Origin of the sequence: Enterobacter cloacae complex sp. IR5412 (genome assembly GCF_049237385.1) — a bacterium.
GTDB classification, from domain to species: domain Bacteria; phylum Pseudomonadota; class Gammaproteobacteria; order Enterobacterales; family Enterobacteriaceae; genus Enterobacter; species Enterobacter intestinihominis.
Window position 1 is genome coordinate 466,848 of the sequence record NZ_JBMKHQ010000001.1, and the last position, 20,338, is coordinate 487,185.

Below are 20,338 nucleotides of genomic sequence, written 5' to 3' on the forward strand. Positions count from 1 at the left end.
TGCGGTTATTGTTTGAATCGTTCCGGGAAATCCATTTCACTGTAGCGAACGAAGCGCGTTCCTTTCGTCAGTTTGTAGCCAAACCAGATGATCAGGAACAGCGGAATGCCAATATAGGTGGCCGTGACGGCGCCCCAGTCAATGGTGTCCGCAAGGAAGGCCTCATAGTTCTGGCCCAGGGTAATGATCAGGCACAGAACAAAGGCGAAGATCGGCCCCAGCGGGAAGAATCCTGACCGGTACGGCAGGTTATTCAGATCATGCCCCTGCTTGACGTACCCGCGACGGAAACGGTAGTGGCTGATGGCAATGCCCAGCCAGGCAATGAAGCCCGTCATACCAGAGGTGTTAAGCAGCCACAGGTAGACCGTCTGGTTGCCGAACATGGAGGTCAGGAAACAGAGACCCGCAATCACCGTGGTCGCATACAGCGCGTTGCGTGGCACGCCACCGCGAGACAGTTTCGAGAAAATACGCGGCGCTTTACCGTCGCAGGCCAGGGTGTAGAGCATGCGGGTGGAGGCGTACATCCCGGAGTTACCCGCAGACAGTACCGCCGTCAGGATCACCGCGTTCATCACCGCCGCCGCTGAGAGCAGACCCGCGTGCTGGAAGACCAGCGTGAACGGGCTGACGCTGATGTCTTTTACGTCGTTACGCAGCAGGCTTGGGTCGGTATACGGAATGATCAGGCTGATAATCAGGATCGCGAACACATAGAACAGCAGGATACGCCAGAACACCTGACGCACCGCGCGCGGGATGGTCTTCTCCGGGTTTTCGGATTCACCGGCCGCAATGCCAATCAGTTCGGTGCCCTGGAAGGAGAAGCCGACAATCATCGCCACGCCAATCATCGCCGAGAAGCCCCCGGCAAACGGCGCATCGCCTATTGTCCAGTTACTCCAGCCCGCCGGTTCGGCCCCTTTGAAAATACCAACGATCATCGCCACACCGACGACGATAAAGATGATGACGGTTGCCACTTTAATCAAAGAGAACCAGTATTCCGCTTCGCCGAAACCGCGCACGGAGATGTAGTTCAGCAGGAAGATGACCGCCAGGAACAGGGCGCTCCAGATCCAGCCTGGCGTGTCCGGGAACCACCAGGTCATCACCAGCTGTGCCGCGACCAGGTCAACGGCGATGGTCACCGCCCAGTTGTACCAGTAGTTCCAGCCCAGCGCGAAGCCGAAGCCTTCCTCAACGTATTTTTGTCCGTAGGTCGAAAACGAACCAGACACCGGCATGTATGCCGCCAGTTCGCCCAGGCTGGTCATCAGGAAGTAGACCATCAGGCCAATCAGGATATAAGAGAATAATGCCCCACCCGGGCCGGCTGCCGAAATTGTTGCGCCAGAGGCAACGAAAAGACCCGTACCGATGGAGCCGCCAATGGCGATCATCGTCAGGTGACGCGCCTTAAGTGCGCGACGTAGCGCGGGCGCTTCTGTGGTTTTAGTTTCTGAAACCATGTGAAAATGCTGTCCATTCAATAAATGAGGCGCGATTGTAGCAGACGATCTGCGTTGCTTCCGGCAGAAATGCTCAGTTATAAGAGAGCTTCATGACTCGGCCAGGATTATAAGTAAAGCATAATTTTTCCCTCTCCCCTTTGGGGAGAGGGCCAGGGTGAGGGGCGCTTTTACATCTCGCAATAGCGCAGAAAACGCTGGAGCGAGCTGGAAAGGTGTTTCTGACGATGGTGGATGCACCACAGCGTGCGCACCAGCTTCGGCAGCGGAACGGGGATCTCAACCAGAGAGCCGGTTTCCAGCTGTTCGGCGATCACCCGTCGGGAAAGACAGCTAATGCCCAGGCCATGACGTACGGCATGCTTAATGGCCTCGGAGTTACCTAACTCCATCCCTAGCTGGAACTGCGGCAGATGGGACAGCAGCAGATAATCGACAATCTCACGCGTGCCGGAGCCCTGCTCTCGCAGGATCCACTGCGCCTGCGCCAGACGCTCCAGTGTAACCTCGCCCTGGAGTAAAGAAGAGGCCGGGGAAGCAAACACCACCAGCTCATCCTCAAGCCAGGGCTCCGCAATGATATCAACGTTGTGGCACGGCCCTTCGATAAGACCGATGTCCACGCGGAAATCAATCACCGCATTAATCACGTCCTGGCTGTTGCCGACGCTCATCTCCAGCGGCAGGGTCGGAAAATCCCGGCGGTAGCGGGCGATCACTTCCGGCAGGATGTAGTTACCGATCGTGCTGCTGGCGTAGACGCGAATAGCGCCGTTGTCCTCGCGGAACAGCTGTTCGATCTCCGTTGCCTGCTCAAGCAAGGCCAGGGCACGCGGATACAGCAGGCGGCCATGTTCGTTCACCACCAGTCGCTTTCCTACCCTGTCGAAAAGCTGGACGCCCAGTTGCCCTTCAAGATCGGTCAAGGCCGCGCTAACGGCGGACTGCGAGAGCGCCAGCATTTGTGACGCCTGGGTTGTCGAGCCGCTTTTCAGCACCTCGGCAAATACTTCCAGCTGACGCAATGTAATGTGCATGGTTGCTTACCACTTATAAAGATTGATTATAAATATATAATCAATTTTATTTTTAAGCCAGAGCGCCGTAACCTTTAGCCAGACAAAGGAGAAGGTTATGTCAGAAATCACCTTACAACATCATCGTACAGTGTGGCACTTCGTGCCGGGTCTCGCGCTCAGCGCCGTGGTTACCGGCGTGGCCTTATGGGGTGGCAGTATACCAGCTGTTGCCGGCGCAGGGTTCAGCGCCCTGACGCTGGCCATTCTGCTCGGCATGGTGGTCGGGAACACCGTTTACCCGCACATCTGGAAATCCTGCGACGGCGGCGTGATTTTCGCCAAGCAGCATTTATTACGTCTCGGGATCATCCTTTATGGCTTCCGTCTCACCTTTTCGCAGATCGCGGATGTGGGTGTCAGCGGGATTGCCATCGACGTCCTGACCCTTTCGAGCACCTTTTTACTGGCGTGCTTTATCGGCCAGAAGATCTTTGGACTGGACAAACAGACCAGCTGGCTGATCGGTGCGGGTAGCAGCATCTGCGGCGCAGCGGCTGTACTGGCAACAGAGCCGGTAGTCAAAGCCGAAGCCAGTAAAGTCACGGTTGCCGTCGCGACGGTAGTTATCTTCGGTACGCTGGCGATCTTCCTGTATCCAGCCATGTATCCGCTGGTGGCGCACTGGTTTAGCCCGGAAACCTACGGCATTTATATCGGCTCAACCATGCACGAAGTGGCGCAGGTGGTGGCGGCAGGTCACGCCATTAACCCGGAAGCGGAAAACGCGGCGGTCATTGCCAAAATGCTGCGCGTGATGATGCTGGCCCCGTTCCTGATTTTCCTCGCGGCGCGGGTTAAACAGCTGGCTCCTGCAGGCGGCAGCGAGAAAAGCAAAATCACCATTCCGTGGTTTGCGATCCTGTTCATCGTGGTCGCTATCTTCAACTCTTTCCACCTGCTGCCAAAAGTGATGGTGGATATGCTGGTCACGCTGGATACGGTCCTGCTGGCGATGGCGATGGCGGCGCTGGGCGTCACCACGCACGTCAGCGCGCTGAAAAAAGCCGGGGCGAAACCGCTGCTGATGGCGCTGGTGCTGTTCATCTGGCTGATTGTTGGCGGCGGTGCGATTAACCTTGCGGTACACAGCCTGTTGGCATAAACCATCTCGTCCTTCTCCTGTTAACCCGCTATCATAGGCATTTCGGGTTAACAGGAGTCTTTTTATGAAATATGTTGGAGCGCACGTCAGCGCTGCCGGTGGCCTTGCGAATGCCGCCATTCGCGCCGCCGAAATCGAGGCGACCGCTTTCGCCCTGTTCACCAAAAACCAGCGCCAGTGGCGCGCAGCTCCCCTCACCGCGGAAGTGATTGATGACTTCAAAGCCGCCTGCGAGAAATACCGCTATGGGCCTGGGCAGATCCTCCCGCACGACAGCTACCTGATTAACCTCGGCCACCCGGTTGCTGAGGCGCTGGAAAAATCCCGCGAAGCATTCCTGGATGAGGTTCAGCGCTGTGAACAGCTGGGGCTGACGCTGCTGAACTTCCATCCCGGTAGCCATCTGATGCAAATCGACGAAGACGCCTGTCTGGCGCGCATCGCCGAGTCCATCAACATGACGCTGGATAAAACCCAGGGCGTGACGGCGGTGATTGAGAATACCGCCGGTCAGGGCAGCAACCTCGGCTTTAAGTTTGAGCATCTGGCGGCGATCATCGACGGCGTGGAAGACAAATCCCGCGTGGGCGTATGCATTGATACCTGCCACGCGTTTGCCGCCGGGTATGATCTGCGCACAACCGAGGCCACGAAAAATACCTTCGAAGAGTTCGAGCGTATTGTTGGCTTTAAGTATCTTCGCGGTATGCACTTAAACGATGCGAAAAGCGCGTTCGGCAGCCGCGTAGACCGTCACCACAGCCTGGGCGAAGGTAATATCGGCCACGATGCGTTCCGCTTTATCATGCAGGATGCCCGCTTCGACGGCATTCCAATGGTGCTGGAAACCATCAATCCGGATATCTGGGCAGAAGAGATTGCCTGGCTGAAGGCACAGCAGACCGCTGAACAGGCGGCATAAAAAAAGCCGGGCGCTAAACGCGACCCGGCTTTTTTGTAGGTCGGGTAAGGCGAAGCCGCCACCCGACACCTCTTTTAGGCTGCTTTTGCGACCACTTCCGCTTCCGGACGCTTCAGCACCGCGTAAGACAGACCCGCCACCAGCGTACCGGCAACAATCGCCAGCAGGTAGCCCAGCACCGGCGTGATGGCGCCAGGGATCAGCAGGACGAACAGACCGCCGTGCGGTGCCATCAGTTTCGCACCTACCGCCATGGAGATAGCTCCCGTTACCGCACCGCCGACGATACAGCATGGCAGAACACGCATTGGATCGCGCGCCGCAAACGGTATTGCGCCTTCGGTAATGAAGCACAGACCCAGCACCAGCGCCGCTTTGCCGCCTTCCTGCTGCGCTTTATCGAACTTACGACGGGCAATGATTGTCGCCAGGCCAAGCGCCAGCGGAGGCACCATACCTGCCGCCATGATCGCCGCCATAGGCGCATAGGTCTGGGTACTCAGCAGGCCAACGCCGAACGCGTATGCCGCTTTGTTTACCGGACCGCCCATGTCGGTACACATCATACCGCCGAGGATTGCGCCCAACAGCACCGCGTTCGCCGTCCCCATGGTTTGCAGCCAGTGGGTCAGACCTTCCAGAATGCCCGCGACCGGCTTACCAATCAGGTAAATCATCGCCAGACCGACCACCAGGCTGGAAATCAGCGGGATGATCAGGATAGGTTTCAGCGCCTCCATACTCTGCGGCAGCTTCAGCTTAGAGCTGATGAGCTTCGCCACGTAACCGGCAAGGAAACCGGCAATAATACCGCCGATAAAGCCAGAACCAGTGCTCACGGCCAGCATACCGCCGATAAGACCCGGCGTCAGACCCGGACGGTCAGCGATGGAGAAGGCGATAAAGCCCGCCAGCACCGGCACCATCAGCGCAAACGCGGAGCCGCCACCAATCTGCATCAAGGCTGCCGCCAGCGTGCCCTGCTCTTTAAAGGCTTCGATACCAAAGGCAAAGGAGAGCGCAATACACAGGCCGCCCGCCACCACCATCGGCAGCATGTAGGAAACCCCGGTTAACAGGTGACGATAGGCACCCGCAGACTCTTTCTTACCTTCGCCAGGCGTCTTAGCCGCACCGGTCGCCTGATAAGGTTTGGCTTCCGCCAGCGCTTTATCAAACTCCTGCGCAGTTTTCTTCAGCGCCAGGCCGGTTGAGGTGCGGTACATCGGCTTACCGGCAAACTTCGCCAGATCCACTTCGATATCGGCCGCCACGATCACCAGATCGGCTTCGGCCACCTCTTCCGGTGTGATGGCATTACCCGCGCCAACAGAGCCGCGAGTTTCAACCTTCACCCACCAGCCGCGTTTTTTCGCTTCGGTTTCAATGGCTTCAGCCGCCATAAAGGTGTGAGCCACACCTGTCGGGCAGGCCGTTACCGCAACAATGCGTTTCGGCCCAGCGGTTGCGACCGGCGCGGCCTCAACGGGTGCACTGTAAACCGTCGCATGACCTTTTGCTTCGCTCAGAAACAGTTCAGGGTGTGCCACCGCGCGGTTAATATCGCCCAGCCACACTTTTTTGCCGTTCAGGGCGCTGTCCGCGGGGATTTTTTCGCCCAGAACAATCGCCATTTCAGCATCACCCGGGTTATCAATGATATCCAGGTGCGCTTTTTGTGCCGCCGCGCCCAGCAGGGTCTTCGCCATATAGGCACGAGCCTGTCCGAGACCGGAGTCAATGATCAGCAGCGTTTTCATTATTCCTCTCCTGCTGTTAGTTAAAAGGTTTTAAGTCAACGCGCGCCATCATCGCGGCTAACTGGGTACGATCGGTAATACCGACATTGCTCTGGCTCACGGCCAGGGCCGCAACGGCGGTAGCAAGGCGTAGGGTATGTTCACTGGATTCGCGCATCAGCAGACCGTAGATCAGGCCGCCAACCATCGAATCCCCGGCACCCACGGTGCTGACCACTTCCATAGAAGGCGGTTTGGCAATCCATTCCCCGGAGGCGTTAACCCACAGGGCACCTTCTGCACCCAGCGAAATCACCACATGAGCGATACCCTGCTCGCGCAGCGCATGGGCAGCGTCAATCACATCCTTTAATTCTGGCAGCTTACGGCCCGCCCAGATTTCCAGTTCACGGCGGTTAGGCTTAACCAGCCATGGCGAGGCTTTCAGACCGGCGACCAGCGCGTCGCGGCTGCTGTCAAAAATAATGCACGGGCACTGGCTGCGCAGGCGCGTCATCCAGTCGGTGAACGCTTCCGGGCTGACGCCGGACGGCAAGCTGCCGCTGACGCACACCATGTCAAACTGGCCCAGCCAGCTCAGGGAATCGGCAACGAAGCGCTCCCAGTCAGCCGGGGTCACTTCGAAGCCGGAGAAGTTCAGATCGGTTACTTCACCGTCTTTCTCGGTCAGCTTAACGTTAATACGGGTACGGCCCTGCACAACCTGAAAACGGTTGGCGATGCCCAGTTCACTGAACAACTGCTGAAAACCGTCCTGGTTGTCTTTGCCAAGGAAGCCGCCAACGGTGACGTCGATACCGAGATCTTTCAGCACCTTCGCCACGTTAATCCCTTTCCCTGCAGCATGCAGGCCGGTGGTTCGCACCAGGTTAACTTCGCCACGCTCAATTTCCGGGCAGAAGCCCACCAGATCGTAAGCCGGGTTCAGCGTAATGGTCGCAACACGTCTGCTCATTATGCGCCCTCCCCCAGACCGGCCGCGATGGCGTCGCCAATCGCTTTCAGCGCCTGTTCAGCATCAGCACCCTGCGCGGTAAAACGCAGACGATGGCCTTTCTTCACACCCAGCGCGACAACTTTCATCAGGCTGCGCCCGTTGGCTGGTTTACCCGAACCGTCCAGATTGGTCACGGTGATCTCACTTTCAAATTGTTTAATGGTATTCACCAGCATGGTGCCCGGACGGGCATGCAGGCCGTGTTCGTTACGCACCACGTACTCCGCGCTCAGCAGGTCGTCCGTCAGCGCATCGTCGCTGGTCAACAGGGCCAGCACCGTCGCCGCGTCTGCGTTCAGCAATTTTTCAGCTTTATTGTTCAGCAGCAGATCGCCAAGGCGCTTCAGGACGGATACCGGCTGATCGTCAGCCATGGCAACGGTTACCAGCATCGCGGCGCGTTCCCCGTCTGTCTCAAAGGCAACCGCAGCACGGCTGACCGCGATAGCACTGCGCAGGTTGCCTTCAGCACTGTCGTTCAGCCAGATGCCCTGACCCAGGTTTAAAGGCTTATCATTGATGGTGCGGGTCACAAAGGCGGTATCAGCCGCCCCCACCTCTTTCAGGCGAGCCGCGTTCAGCGCCTGGAGCGTCACCAGATCGGACGCAACGACGTCCAGCATCAGGGTTTCATTATCCAGCTTCAGCGCTTCGCTCTGTTTTTCGCCCATCAGCAGGGCACGCAGCTCTTCAGCAGTGGTGGCGGATTTAAGCTGTTCCGCGACGGCATCATCGCTCAGCACGTGCGTCAGCTGACGCAGCAGGCCCAGATGTTCGTCACCGCTGGCCGCGATACCGATCGCCACGTAAGCCACCTGCCCCTCGCCCCAGAGCACGCCCTGCGGGAACTGGTAAACCTGCACGCCGGTTTTCAGCACCTGATCGCGGGTGTCCGTGGTGCCGTGCGGAATTGCAATACCGTTACCGAGGAAGGTGGAGGTCTGCTGTTCACGCGCCAGCATGCCGTTGACGTAGCCGTCCGCCACGTTGCCAGCCTGCACGAGCGCAGCGGCGACCTGGCGAATAGCCTCTTCTTTATTCCCGGCCTGTTCGCCCGGGTGGATATCCTGAACAGATAACTGGAACATGATTCTCCTCTCCTGCTGAAATTGAATCGTTTCAGCTTAACTGAGAAAATATGCGCTAACCTGCTTCTACAGGACATGCAAGATAGCGCTGAAACGTTTCAAGAAGTCTTGTCTTTTCTACAAAAGGTTGCAAGAAAAGTTACATTTCTTGTTGCAGAATTTAGAAGTGCAGCACATTTCTTCTTCAATAGGGAGGTTTTTGCTGATGTTCAGCAAACAGGTTCAGCACGCTTCAGCGAAACAGCGTTAAACTGAAATGCTATTTTGATTTATTGTGGCAATCTTGATTTTGCCCTCTGTTTATTTAATGACAGGCGGCGTAAACTCCGCCTCTCTCTGTTACTCGCAAAGACTGAACATGCATAACACCCCCGCTGCCGCCTCACCAAAGCCCTTTGATTTGACGTCAACGGCGTTTTTGATTGTTGCTTTCCTCACCGGTATTGCCGGTGCGTTACAAACGCCTACGCTGAGCCTGTTTCTGACCAACGAAGTCCACGCGCGTCCGGCGATGGTTGGCTTCTTCTTCACCGGGAGCGCCATCATTGGCATCCTGGTCAGCCAGTTTCTGGCCGGGCGTTCCGACAGAAAAGGCGATCGCAAAAGCCTGATTGTTTTTTGCTGTCTGCTGGGCGTTTTCGCCTGCGTGTTGTTTGCCTGGAACCGCAACTATTTCATTCTGCTGTTTGTTGGGGTGTTCCTGAGCAGCTTCGGCTCGACCGCCAACCCGCAGATGTTCGCCCTTGCCCGCGAGCACGCCGACCGTACAGGACGGGAAGCGGTGATGTTCAGCTCGATACTGCGCGCGCAGGTGTCGCTTGCGTGGGTGATTGGCCCCCCGCTCGCCTACGCGCTGGCAATGGGTTTTGGCTTTACGGTAATGTACCTCAGCGCGGCGGTAGCCTTCGTGGTGTGTGGCGCAATGGTATGGTTCTTCCTGCCTTCCATGCGTAAAGAGCCGAAAGTGGCGACCGGTACGCTGGAAGCACCGCGGCGTAACCGGCGCGACGCACTACTGTTATTCATTATCTGTACGCTGATGTGGGGAACGAACAGCCTCTATATCATTAATATGCCGTTGTTTATTATTGATGAGCTGCATCTGCCGGAGAAGCTGGCCGGGATCATGATGGGAACCGCCGCGGGGCTTGAGATCCCCACCATGCTGATTGCGGGCTATTACGCGAAGCGCTTCGGCAAGCGCTTTTTGATGCGCATCGCCGCCGTTGCCGGGCTGCTGTTTTATATCGGTATGCTGACGGTTCATACGCCAGCGCTGCTTCTTGCTTTACAGCTGCTGAACGCCATTTATATCGGCATTCTGGCCGGTATCGGCATGCTCTACTTCCAGGATCTGATGCCGGGTCAGGCAGGCGCTGCCACCACCCTTTATACTAATACCACCCGCGTGGGCTGGATTATTGCAGGCTCACTGGCGGGCGTTGTGGCTGAAATCTGGAACTATCATACGGTGTTCTGGATTGCGCTGGTGATGTGCGTCCTGACGCTGAGCTGCCTGACGCGGATTAAGGACGTTTAAGGCGCGGTGAGCGCTTCCAGCTCAAGCAGGTAAGTGATGGCCTGCTGGCGCGTACTGCCGCACATTTCGGCGTCAGGCTGGAGCCCGGAGCACACCTTCGGGCGTAAAGGCGAGCCAAAGATCATGCACAGGTTAGATTCAGAGAGCTGAACGCAGCGGGTATTGGCAGGCTTGCCTTGTGGCATGCCTGGAATGGGGCTTGAGATGGACGGTGCGGTACAGCACGCGCCACAGTCGGAACGACAATCCATACATGCTCTCTGTTGGTGGCAGATGCCCGCGCAGTCGGGCATTGCGCGCACAGTAACACCTTTTATGTATTGATAGCAAAACCCACGAATTCCGCTTGCCTGAAAGGCCGCGCGCGAGTAATTTGGCGCGATATTTTTTACCTCCCGTAAACAGGATTACTGCAATGCCAAGAGCGAACGAAATCAAGAAAGGTATGGTACTGAATTACAACGGCAAACTGCTGATTGTGAAAGATATCGACATTCAGGCACCCAGCGCCCGTGGCGCAGCAACGCTGTATAAAATGCGTTTCTCCGATGTCCGTACCGGCCTGAAAGTGGAAGAACGTTTTAAAGGCGACGATATCGTGGATACCGTGACCCTGACCCGTCGCTACGTTGATTTTTCTTATATCGACGGCAACGAATACGTGTTCATGGATAAAGAAGATTACACCCCGTATATCTTCACCAAAGATCAGATCGAAGAAGAGCTGCTGTTTATTCCTGAAGGTGGAATGCCGGACATGCAGGTGCTGACCTGGGATGGCGTGCTGCTGGCGCTGGAGCTGCCGCAGACCGTTGATCTGGAAATCGTTGAAACGGCACCGGGCATCAAAGGCGCGTCTGCAAGCGCGCGTAACAAACCGGCTACCCTGACTACCGGTCTGGTCGTACAGGTGCCAGAATACCTGTCAGCGGGCGAGAAAATCCGTATCCATATCGAAGAAAAACGCTATATGGGTCGCGCTGACTGATTGTGGCGTTTGCCGGGTGGCGGCTGCGCCTTACCCGGCCTACAAAAACACAAAAACCGGCCTCAGAGCCGGTTTTTCGTAGGCCCGGTAAGCGTAGCGCCACCGGGCAATCAGGCTTACAGAAGCTCTGGATACTTCGTCATTTTCAGCGCCAGCTCGATACCGCGCACTTCCGCCATCCCTTTCAGACGGCCAATCGCCGAATACCCTGGATTCGTTTTCTTGCGCAGATCGTCCAGCATCTGATGCCCGTGATCCGGACGGAACGGGATAGGACGTACATCCCCCGCCTGCTTACGACGTACTTCTTCAGAGAGAATGGCATCCACCACCGCAACCATGTTCACGTCGCCGCCAAGGTGGGCTGCTTCATGGAAGGTTTTCGGATTCTCTTCACGGCAGGTTGCACGCAGGTGAGTGAAATGAATGCGATCCCCAAAGGTTTCGATCATCCGCACCAGATCGTTATCCGCACGCACGCCGTAAGAGCCCGTACACATGGTAAAGCCGTTGTAGATGCTGTCCACCGTCTCTTTTAGCCACTGCATATCCTCAATGGTCGACACGATACGCGGCAGGCCGAGGATTGGGCGCGGAGGATCGTCCGGATGGACCGCCAGCCGCACGCCGACTTCTTCTGCCACCGGCACAATAGCGCGCAGGAAGTGCGCCATGTTTTCACGCAGCTGGTTTTTATCGATATCGCCATATTCCGCCAGGCGCGCGCGGAACTGATCGAGGGTATAGCCCTCTTCCGCCCCCGGCAGGCCCGCGATTATATTGCGAACCAGCTTCTCAATGTCCGCTTCACTGGCGGCATTGAACCACGCCAGCGCCTGCTGCTGCTCTTCGGCGGTGTAGTCTGCTTCCGCCCCCGGACGCTTCAGAATGTGCAGCTCGAAAGCCGCAAAAGCGATTTGATCGAAACGCAGCGCCTTCGAACCATCGGCCATTTCATATTCCAGGTCGGTACGCGTCCAGTCCAGAATTGGCATAAAGTTATAGCAGACGGTATCAATACCGCAGGCCGCCAGGTTACGAATGCTCTGCTGATAATTCGCAATCCAGGTTTCACACTCACCGGAGTGGGTTTTGATATCTTCGTGAACCGGAATACTTTCCACGACAGACCAGGTTAGACCCTTCTCTGCCAGCTGTGCCTGACGCTTTTGGATTTCCTCCACCGGCCACACCTGACCGTTCGGAATATGATGCAGCGCCGTGACCACACCCGTTGCGCCAGCCTGACGCACATCATCAAGAGAAACCGGATCGTTCGGCCCGTACCAACGCCAGGTTTGTTCCATTGCCCCACCCTCTCAAGTTGTTATACCAATATGAATCACCTCAATGACGACTACCATACATGTTTAATCGAAGTGGTCAACACAGCGCGCGACATTGATTGATCAAACTCACATAACCGGGATATTTACGGCTTACCAATTTAATTTGTTGTCATATAACTTTACACTGGCATTGTTAATTAATGGTTAATCAGGTGTGTACTACATGAAGACTATTGCCTCCACCGCGCTTCCTGCTCATGTCCAGCAGCCCCGCTACGATCGCGAGCAGTTACGCTCCCGCATCGTCCATTTCGGCTTTGGCGCGTTCCACCGGGCGCATCAGGCGTTGTTAACAAACCGGGTGCTGAACGCCAAAGGAGGCGACTGGGGTATTTGTGAGATTAGTCTCTTTAGCGGCGATGTTCTCATGCGCCAGCTCCGCGCGCAGGATCATCTGTTTACCGTGCTGGAGAAAGGTGCCGAAGGCAATCAGCCCATTATTATCGGTGCGGTAAAAGAGTGCCTGAACGCAAAACTCGACTCGCTGGCAGCCATTATTGAGAAGTTCTGCGAACCGCAGGTGGCCATTGTCTCCCTCACCATTACCGAAAAAGGCTACTGCATCGATCCGGCGACGGGGAAACTGGATATGCACAACAGCCGCATTCTGCACGATCTTGAGCATCCGTCTGAGCCGCATTCCGCGCCGGGTATTCTGGTCGAAGCGCTTCATCGCCGCCGCGAGCGGGGGCTACCCGCGTTTACCGTGCTCTCCTGCGACAATATTCCCGACAACGGCCACGTGGTGAAAAATGCCGTTCTCGGCATGGCCGGAAAGCGTTCCGCAGAGCTGGCCGGATGGATCGAGGCGCACGTGAGCTTCCCTGGCACCATGGTCGACCGAATCGTGCCCGCCGCCACTGACGCCTCACTCGCGGAAATCACCCAGGAACTTGGCGTTGAAGATCCCTGCGCCATCAGCTGTGAACCGTTCATTCAGTGGGTAGTGGAAGATAACTTTGTCGCCGGGCGTCCGGAATGGGAGGTTGCAGGCGTACAGATGGTTGAGGATGTCCTGCCCTGGGAGCAGATGAAGCTGCGGATGCTGAACGGCAGCCACTCCTTCCTGGCGTATCTGGGCTACCTTGCCGGCTACGCGCACATAAATGAATGTATGCAGGACGATAGCTTCCGCGAGGCTGCCCGCAGGCTGATGCTGAATGAGCAGGCCCCTACGCTGCGCATCACCAACGTCGATCTGACAGCCTATGCTGACAGCCTGCTTGACCGCTTCGCCAACCCGGCGCTACAGCACCGCACCTGGCAAATCGCTATGGACGGCAGTCAGAAGCTGCCTCAGCGCATGCTGGATGGGATCCACATGCATCTTGAGCGTAACACCGCCTGGCCATTACTGGCGCTGGGCGTCGCAGGCTGGATGCGCTACGTCAGCGGGACGGACGACCAGGGCAACGCCATTGACGTGCGCGATCCGCTGAGCGACAAGTTTCAGGCCATTGTCGCTTCCAGCAGTGACGCAGAACGCGTTAGCGCCCTGCTGACGCTAAAAGAAATCTTTGGCGACGACCTGCCGAAAAACCCTGTCTTTGTCGAGGCAATCACCGGCGCGTACCAGCGCCTCGTCCGGCTCGGCGCGCGTCAGGCCGTTATCGAAACGTTAAAAATTTAGCGATTATAGCGTTTAAGGCGAACGGTTTTACGCTCCGTTCGCCCTCCCTCTTCTCAATGCCCGATTTTTTCGTCAGGATGATAGATAGTTGTTACTACATCACAATTATTTATCGGAGCGCACGTGACCAAAACCAACCTGATCACCGGTTTTCTCGGCAGCGGTAAAACTACGTCCATTCTGCATTTGCTGGCCAATAAAGATCCGGCGGAAAAGTGGGCCGTGCTGGTCAACGAATTTGGCGAAGTGGGGATCGACGGCGCGTTGCTCGCCGACAGCGGCGCGATGGTGAAAGAGATCCCGGGCGGGTGTATGTGCTGTGTGAATGGTCTGCCGATGCAGGTCGGGCTGAATACGCTGCTGCGTCAGGGCAAGCCTGACCGTCTGCTGATTGAACCCACTGGGCTGGGTCATCCGAAGCAAATTCTTGATTTACTGACCGCCCCGGTCTACGAGCCGTGGCTTGAGCTGCGTGCGACGCTTTGCCTGCTCGACCCCCGCCAGCTGCTGAATGAAAAAGCGATCAATAACGACAATTTCCGCGACCAGCTCGCCTCGGCAGATATTATCGTGGCGAATAAATCCGATCGCGCGACGGCTGAGAGTCAGGCCGCGTTCAATGCCTGGTGGCAGCAGGCTGGCGGTGGACGTCAGTACGTGCAGACCACCCAGGGCAACATTGATGGCGCCCTGCTCGATCTTCCCCGCCTCAACCAGACGCAACTGCCTGCCAGCGCTGAGCATTCGCATAGCCACGGCGCGAAGCAAGGTCTGGCAGCGCTGAGCCTGCCGGAACATCAGCGCTGGCGTCGAAATCTGAACAGCGGCCAGGGACACCAGGCCTGCGGCTGGATCTTCGATGCCGATACGGTTTTCGACACCATTGGTATACTGGAATGGGCAAGACTGGCGCCGGTTGAGCGGGTAAAAGGGATCATGCGCACCCCGGATGGTCTGGTGCGCATTAATCGTCAGGGCGAGGATTTCTTTATAGAAACCCAGAACGTCGCGCCACCCGACAGCCGGATAGAGTTAATTAGTGCGGTTAATACCGACTGGAATGCCCTCCAGTCAAGCCTGTTGAAGCTTCGTTTAAGTTTGGGCGGCTAACGTTGCCCCTGATTTCACACATTGCTGAAGACTATGACGACTCGACTTCCTGCTATTTTATTGCTCAACGCTGCCGGTCTGGCGCTTTTTTTCTCCTGGTATATCCCGGCGGATCACGGATTCTGGTTCCCGCTGGATTCCGGGCTGTTCCACTTCTTTAACCAGGCGCTGGCGAAGAGTGAAGCCTTCCTGTGGCTGGTGGCGATCACCAACAACCGCGCGTTTGACGGCTGTTCGCTGCTGGCAATGGGCTGTCTGATGCTCTCCTTCTGGCTGAAGGAAGACAAAACGGGTCGTCGCCGTATTCTGATTATCGGCCTGGTCATGCTGCTGGCAGCCGTGATTATCAACCAGCTGGCGCAGCATCTGATGCCGGTTAAACGCGCCAGTCCGTCGCTCTCTTTCCCGAATATTAACCGCGTCAGCGAGCTGCTTCATATTCCAACCAAAGACGCCTCGAAGGACAGCTTCCCGGGCGACCACGGTATGATGCTGCTGATTTTTGCTGGCTTCATGCTGCGCTATTTCGGTAAAAAAGCCTTCGCCATCGCCCTGGTTATTGTGGTGGTATTTGCATTCCCGCGGGTGATGATTGGCGCTCACTGGCTGACAGATATCGCCGTAGGCTCCCTCACGGCGGTGTTAATTGGTTTGCCTTGGGTGTTGATGACTCCCCTGAGCGATCGCGTAATAGGTATTTTTGATCGCTATCTTCCCGGCAAATTTAAACAAGTCTGAAACAAATAAATAACGCTAATTAACACCATTCATCAGGGATCGTTTTCGATCCCTGAGTCACTTCTTTCCGGTATCATTCAGCGCTGTCATCATTCCGTCATACAATTCGTGATAAAAATGAAGCAATTGCAGGGATTACCGGTATGAATGGCGGCATTTTGAGCAATTCCGCGCTGTAACGTTGTGTATCACATTTTCTTATAAAAAAACGGTCTTTTTTGCTCGCAATGCCCTTTGCAATCGGTTAACCTCGAACTCGTTTTGCCCCATTGAGATAATTATTATCGTGGTGAATAATTTTGTGCGTTGTGCCACAGATTTCACCATAAAGAATTGTCTCATTGTGAACAGATAATTAGTCTCGTCACGGTTGGCATTTTTATAACGATATTTTCGTTAAGGACTACAAGGGAAAACAAACAAAATGGTCAAATCTCAACCAATTTTGAGATATATCTTGCGGGGGATCCCGGCGATTGCAGTGGCGGTTCTGCTTTCGGCATGTAGTACGACGAACACCGCGAAGAATATGCATCCTGAGACGCGTGTTGTGGGAATGGAAGATTCCTCTTCACTGCAAGCCTCTCAGGATGAATTTGAAAATATGGTGCGTAATCTCGACGTTAAGTCGCGTATTATGGATCAGTATGCTGACTGGAAAGGCGTGCGTTACCGCCTGGGCGGCAGCACCAAGAAAGGCATCGATTGCTCCGCATTCGTACAGCGTACTTTCCGTGAGCAGTTTGGGTTAGACCTTCCGCGTTCTACTTATGAACAGCAGGAAATGGGCAAGTCCATTTCGCGCACTAAACTGCGTACGGGCGATTTAGTCCTGTTCAGAGCAGGTTCAACCGGTCGACACGTTGGCATCTATATCGGTAACGATCAGTTTGTCCATGCTTCCACCAGCAGTGGTGTGACGATTTCCAGCATGAACGAACCTTACTGGAAGAAGCGCTACAACGAAGCTCGCCGCGTTCTGAGCCGTAGTTAATATTGCTGTCGTATCGTTGGTTATCCCTTGGCTGGCGATACGATTAAAAAAGCACTGCTCCGGCAGTGTTTTTTTTTGCCCGTTACACTGATAGACATCCAGCGTCATTTCAGGAATCACGACATCTATGTTTACCCGCTACTTCTCCAGCAACCGCAAGATACTGTTTCTCAGTATTCTGACGGGGTTGTTTACCGCCCTGCTTCTGAGTGCGTTACAGTTTTACTGGAGTTATCACAAGCGAGAAGTCAGGTACGATACCCTCATTACGGATTTAAGCGTCTACATGGAGAGCTTTTTCGACGAGCTTAAAACCTCTATTGATACGCTCCAGCCGCTCACGCTGAACAGCTGTGAAGAGGTCAGTGCGGCGCTCACCTCACGCGCGGCCTTCAGTATTAACGTGCGCGCCTTTTTGCTGGTCCGGGATAAACAGGCCTTCTGCTCTTCGGCAACAGGTCCGATGAATACCCCAATGGAAACGCTTATCCCTCAGCTACACATCAGCAAACCTGTTGATATCGCGCTCCTGCCGGGTACGCCCATGCTGCCGGATAAACCCGCGATCGCTATCTGGTATCGCAATCCGCTGGTAAAAGACGGCGGCGTATTTACCTCCGTGAACATCAACCTGACGCCTTACCTTCTTTATACGTCACGTCAGGATGAATTTTCCGGAATATCGATCGTCATTGGCGACTCCGCGTTATCCACCCAGTCCGGAATGCTGGTTCAGGCGCGGGATTTGCCTGAGGTCCCTGCCCGCACCGCCACGCTGAAAAATATTCCTCTGACCGTTAACGTCTATGCGCAAGCCTGGAAGACCGATGAACTGCTCTACGCCGTGTTCTTCGGCCTGGTCTGCGGTATTGCGGCAGGTCTGCTGAATTTCTATATTCTCACTATCCGTCTGAATCCCGGGAAAGAGATCCTTACGGCCATCAAGCACGACCAGTTCTACGTGGTCTATCAGCCCGTCGTGGATGCGCAGTCGCTCAGAATGACCGGGCTGGAAGTCCTGATGCGCTGGAAGCACCCGGTGATGGGCGAAATTCCACCGGATGCCTTTATTAACTTCGCTGAAGCGCAGAAGCTGATTGTCCCGCTGACGCTGCATCTTTTTGACCTGATTATCCGCGATGCCCCTGTCCTGCAAACGGTGCTCCCGCCTGGGGCCAAGTTTGGGATCAACATCGCGCCCGGTCATCTGCATGCGGAAAACTTTAAGGAGGATATGCGCGCGTTTGCCGCTGCCCTTCCGCCCGATCACTTCCAGATTGTGCTGGAAATAACCGAGCGCGACATGATCAACCACCGCGAGGCAAATCAGCTGTTTGAATGGCTGCACAATGAAGGTTTTGAAATCGCCATCGATGATTTTGGCACCGGCCACAGCGCGCTGATCTATCTGGAACGCTTCACGATGGATTACCTGAAAATTGACCGTGGCTTCGTGAATGCCATCGGGACTGAAACCGTTACCTCGCCAGTGCTTGACGCGGTGCTGACGCTGGCAGAACGCCTGAATATGTTAACCGTCGCCGAGGGTGTTGAAACGCCCGAGCAGGCGGCGTGGCTGCGCGAGCATGGCGTGAACTATCTTCAGGGCTACTGGATCGGCCGACCAATGCCGCTGGAGCAGTTCAGGACGTGGCAACCCGACATCACGCTCGGGGAATAATTTCACAATCACGGCGCTGTCCCTTATTATTCTCCTCAACCGAGCCTGCCTGTGAACAAAGGGATCCGCCGCACTATGATTATGCGCGTTGTATTGATGCTGTTGGCGCTGGTGAGCCTGTCGAGCCAGGCGCAGACCATCAAAGAGAGCACGGCCTTTGCCGTCATTGGCGAGCCGAAGTATGCGGTCAACTTTACTCACTACGATTATGTGAACCCCGCCGCCCCGAAAGGCGGGAACGTGACGCTTTCCGCGACCGGAACGTTTGACAACTTTAACCGCTTCGCCCTGCGCGGCGTGGCGGCAGCGCGTACCGAATCCCTCTATGACACGCTGTTCGTCACCTCCGACGACGAGCCCGGCAGCTATTATCCCCTGGTCGCTGAGAACGTGCGTTACGCCGATGATTTTAGCTGGGCAGAAATCGCGATTAATCCGCGGGCGCGTTTTCACGACGGTACGCCGGTTAGCGCCCGCGATGTGACGTTCACCTTTCATAAATTTATGACCGAAGGCGTGCCGCAGTTTCGTCTGGTGTACAAGGGCACCACGGTGAAAGCCATCGCCCCGCTGACCGTGCGAATCGAACTCCCTGAGCCAAACAAAGAGAATATGCTGAGCCTGTTCTCCCTGCCCGTCATGCCCGAATCATTCTGGAAAAACCATAAGCTGAGCGATCCCCTCTCTTCCCCGCCGCTGGCCGGAGGACCGTATCGCATTACCGACTGGCGAATGGGCCAGTACGTGATCTATTCCCGCGTGAAAGATTACTGGGCAGCCACGCTGCCGGTAAACCGGGGCCGCTGGAACTTCGATACAATCCGCTACGACTACTACCTGGATGATAACGTGGCCTTCGAGGCGTTTAAGGCAGGCGCATTTGATTTACGTGTCGAGAACAGCGCCAAAAACTGGGCGACCCGGTATATCGGAAAAAATTTCGCGAAAGGCTATATCGTTAAAGACGAACATAAAAACGAATCCGCGCAGGACACGCGCTGGCTGGCGTTTAATATTCAGCGCCCGGTTTTTTCCGATCGTCGGGTGCGTGAAGCTATTACCCTGGCGTTTGATTTCGAATGGATGAACAAAGCGCTGTTTTACGGAGCCTACAGCCGGGCGAACAGCTATTTCCAGAATACTGAATATGCCGCCCGTGATTATCCCCACGCGGACGAGCTGGTTTTGCTGGCGCCAATGAAAGCGGAGCTCCCGCCGGAAGTGTTCACCCGCCTATTTGAACCGCCAAAATCCGACGGAAACGGGTTCGACCGGGACAACCTGCTGAAAGCCAGCAAACTGCTGGATGACGCTGGCTGGGTGTTGAAAAATCGGCTACGAGTAAATGTTAAAACTGGTAAGCCGCTCAGCTTCGAACTGCTGATTGCCTCCGGCGCAAACGATCAGTGGGTGCTGCCGTTTAAGAAGAACCTTGCCCGTCTTGGGGTGACCATGAATATCCGCCAGGTCGATATTGCCCAGCTGACCAACCGCAAGCGCAGTCGCGATTACGACATGATGCAAACCCTGTGGGCTGCCCAGCCGTGGCCGAGTTCAGACCTGCAAATCTCCTGGGCATCGGGGTATATCGACTCCTCCTACAACGCTCCGGGGGTAAAGAGTCCGGTGATTGATGCGCTGATCGCGAAAATCGTTGCCGCTCAGGGCGATAAAGAGAAACTTCTGCCGCTCGGGCGCGCGCTTGACCGGGTGTTAACCTGGAACTATTACATGCTGCCGATGTGGTACATGGGTGAAGATCGCGTGGCCCGCTGGGACAAATTCTCCCTGCCCGCCGTTCGCCCGGTTTATACGCTTGGTTTTGATACGTGGTGGTATGACGTGAATAAAGCCGCAAAACTGCCCGCAGCGCGGCGTTGAGGAG

The 20,338-nt window shown here is 55.8% G+C and carries 18 protein-coding genes; 11 read left to right on the forward strand and 7 right to left on the reverse strand.

Features of this window, described 5'->3' with window-relative positions; genetic code table 11:
* Positions 1–5: 5 nt before the first annotated feature.
* On the reverse strand, positions 6–1,475 hold the full coding sequence (locus ACOTX2_RS02260) for an amino acid permease (protein ID WP_022648700.1): 1,470 nt from the start codon (positions 1,473–1,475) through the stop codon (positions 6–8).
* A gap of 170 nt (positions 1,476–1,645) precedes the next feature.
* Positions 1,646–2,512, reverse strand: coding sequence for a DNA-binding transcriptional regulator YeiE (gene yieE, locus ACOTX2_RS02265; RefSeq protein ID WP_003859337.1), 867 nt, complete (start codon positions 2,510–2,512; stop codon positions 1,646–1,648).
* Between the two features lie 97 nt (positions 2,513–2,609).
* Here yieE and ACOTX2_RS02270 point away from each other — a divergent pair, with 97 nt between their 5' ends.
* Together ACOTX2_RS02270 and nfo are read left to right on the forward strand one after the other, a co-directional pair.
* Positions 2,610–3,656, forward strand: a complete 1,047-nt coding sequence (locus tag ACOTX2_RS02270; RefSeq protein ID WP_023306611.1) for a YeiH family protein — start codon at positions 2,610–2,612, stop codon at positions 3,654–3,656.
* 64 nt (positions 3,657–3,720) lie between these two features.
* The gene (gene nfo / locus ACOTX2_RS02275; protein ID WP_032623904.1) at positions 3,721–4,578 is read left to right on the forward strand and encodes a deoxyribonuclease IV; all 858 of its coding nucleotides are present in this window, start codon (positions 3,721–3,723) and stop codon (positions 4,576–4,578) included.
* Positions 4,579–4,652: 74 nt separating this feature from the next.
* On the opposite strand, the gene fruA is transcribed toward nfo, so the two are convergent.
* The 3 genes from fruA to fruB are packed head-to-tail and all read right to left on the reverse strand — an operon-like array spanning position 4,653 to position 8,423.
* On the reverse strand, positions 4,653–6,338 hold the full coding sequence (fruA, locus tag ACOTX2_RS02280) for a PTS fructose transporter subunit IIBC (RefSeq protein ID WP_063147707.1): 1,686 nt from the start codon (positions 6,336–6,338) through the stop codon (positions 4,653–4,655).
* Positions 6,339–6,354: 16 nt separating this feature from the next.
* Positions 6,355–7,293: a 1-phosphofructokinase gene (fruK, locus tag ACOTX2_RS02285; RefSeq protein WP_006811313.1), complete on the reverse strand. Its 939-nt coding sequence runs from the start codon at positions 7,291–7,293 to the stop codon at positions 6,355–6,357.
* Positions 7,293–8,423 carry a fused PTS fructose transporter subunit IIA/HPr protein gene (fruB, locus tag ACOTX2_RS02290; protein WP_022648705.1) on the reverse strand — a complete coding sequence of 377 codons (1,131 nt, stop codon included), beginning with the start codon at positions 8,421–8,423 and terminating at the stop codon, positions 7,293–7,295. The genes fruK and fruB overlap by 1 nt, the downstream gene beginning before the upstream one ends.
* 75 nt (positions 8,424–8,498) lie before the next feature.
* Between fruB and ACOTX2_RS02295 the strand changes: the two genes are divergently transcribed.
* Entirely contained in the window at positions 8,499–8,678 is a 180-nt protein-coding gene (locus ACOTX2_RS02295; protein WP_139152663.1) for a hypothetical protein, read from the forward strand.
* Positions 8,679–8,781: 103 nt separating this feature from the next.
* Entirely contained in the window at positions 8,782–9,963 is a 1,182-nt protein-coding gene (gene setB, locus ACOTX2_RS02300; RefSeq protein WP_038416423.1) for a sugar efflux transporter SetB, read from the forward strand.
* Here setB and ACOTX2_RS02305 read toward each other — a convergent pair.
* A complete protein-coding gene (locus ACOTX2_RS02305) occupies positions 9,960–10,214 on the reverse strand; it encodes a YkgJ family cysteine cluster protein (protein ID WP_048966258.1) in 255 nt (84 codons plus the stop codon). The genes setB and ACOTX2_RS02305 overlap by 4 nt on opposite strands.
* A gap of 164 nt (positions 10,215–10,378) precedes the next feature.
* Here ACOTX2_RS02305 and yeiP point away from each other — a divergent pair, with 164 nt between their 5' ends.
* Positions 10,379–10,951, forward strand: a complete 573-nt coding sequence (gene yeiP, locus ACOTX2_RS02310; protein ID WP_003859355.1) for an elongation factor P-like protein YeiP — start codon at positions 10,379–10,381, stop codon at positions 10,949–10,951.
* 116 nt (positions 10,952–11,067) lie between these two features.
* On the opposite strand, the gene uxuA is transcribed toward yeiP, so the two are convergent.
* A complete protein-coding gene (gene uxuA / locus ACOTX2_RS02315; RefSeq protein ID WP_023306613.1) occupies positions 11,068–12,258 on the reverse strand; it encodes a mannonate dehydratase in 1,191 nt (396 codons plus the stop codon).
* A 205-nt stretch (positions 12,259–12,463) separates the two neighbouring features.
* Here uxuA and ACOTX2_RS02320 point away from each other — a divergent pair, with 205 nt between their 5' ends.
* The 6 genes from ACOTX2_RS02320 to ACOTX2_RS02345 all read left to right on the forward strand — a co-directional run bounded on the left by ACOTX2_RS02320 (position 12,464) and on the right by ACOTX2_RS02345 (position 20,334).
* Complete coding sequence (locus ACOTX2_RS02320; RefSeq protein WP_063147706.1) at positions 12,464–13,930, forward strand: mannitol dehydrogenase family protein; 1,467 nt, start codon at positions 12,464–12,466, stop codon at positions 13,928–13,930.
* 123 nt (positions 13,931–14,053) lie between these two features.
* On the forward strand, positions 14,054–15,040 hold the full coding sequence (locus ACOTX2_RS02325; RefSeq protein WP_063147705.1) for a CobW family GTP-binding protein: 987 nt from the start codon (positions 14,054–14,056) through the stop codon (positions 15,038–15,040).
* Between the two features lie 33 nt (positions 15,041–15,073).
* Complete coding sequence (locus tag ACOTX2_RS02330) at positions 15,074–15,778, forward strand: phosphatase PAP2 family protein (RefSeq protein WP_046619110.1); 705 nt, start codon at positions 15,074–15,076, stop codon at positions 15,776–15,778.
* 424 nt (positions 15,779–16,202) lie between these two features.
* The gene (gene mepS / locus ACOTX2_RS02335; RefSeq protein WP_003859364.1) at positions 16,203–16,772 is read left to right on the forward strand and encodes a bifunctional murein DD-endopeptidase/murein LD-carboxypeptidase; all 570 of its coding nucleotides are present in this window, start codon (positions 16,203–16,205) and stop codon (positions 16,770–16,772) included.
* Positions 16,773–16,899: 127 nt separating this feature from the next.
* A complete protein-coding gene (locus ACOTX2_RS02340) occupies positions 16,900–18,453 on the forward strand; it encodes a cyclic di-GMP phosphodiesterase (RefSeq protein ID WP_046619109.1) in 1,554 nt (517 codons plus the stop codon).
* A gap of 75 nt (positions 18,454–18,528) precedes the next feature.
* Positions 18,529–20,334, forward strand: a complete 1,806-nt coding sequence (locus tag ACOTX2_RS02345) for an extracellular solute-binding protein (protein WP_063147704.1) — start codon at positions 18,529–18,531, stop codon at positions 20,332–20,334.
* Positions 20,335–20,338 lie beyond the last annotated feature (4 nt).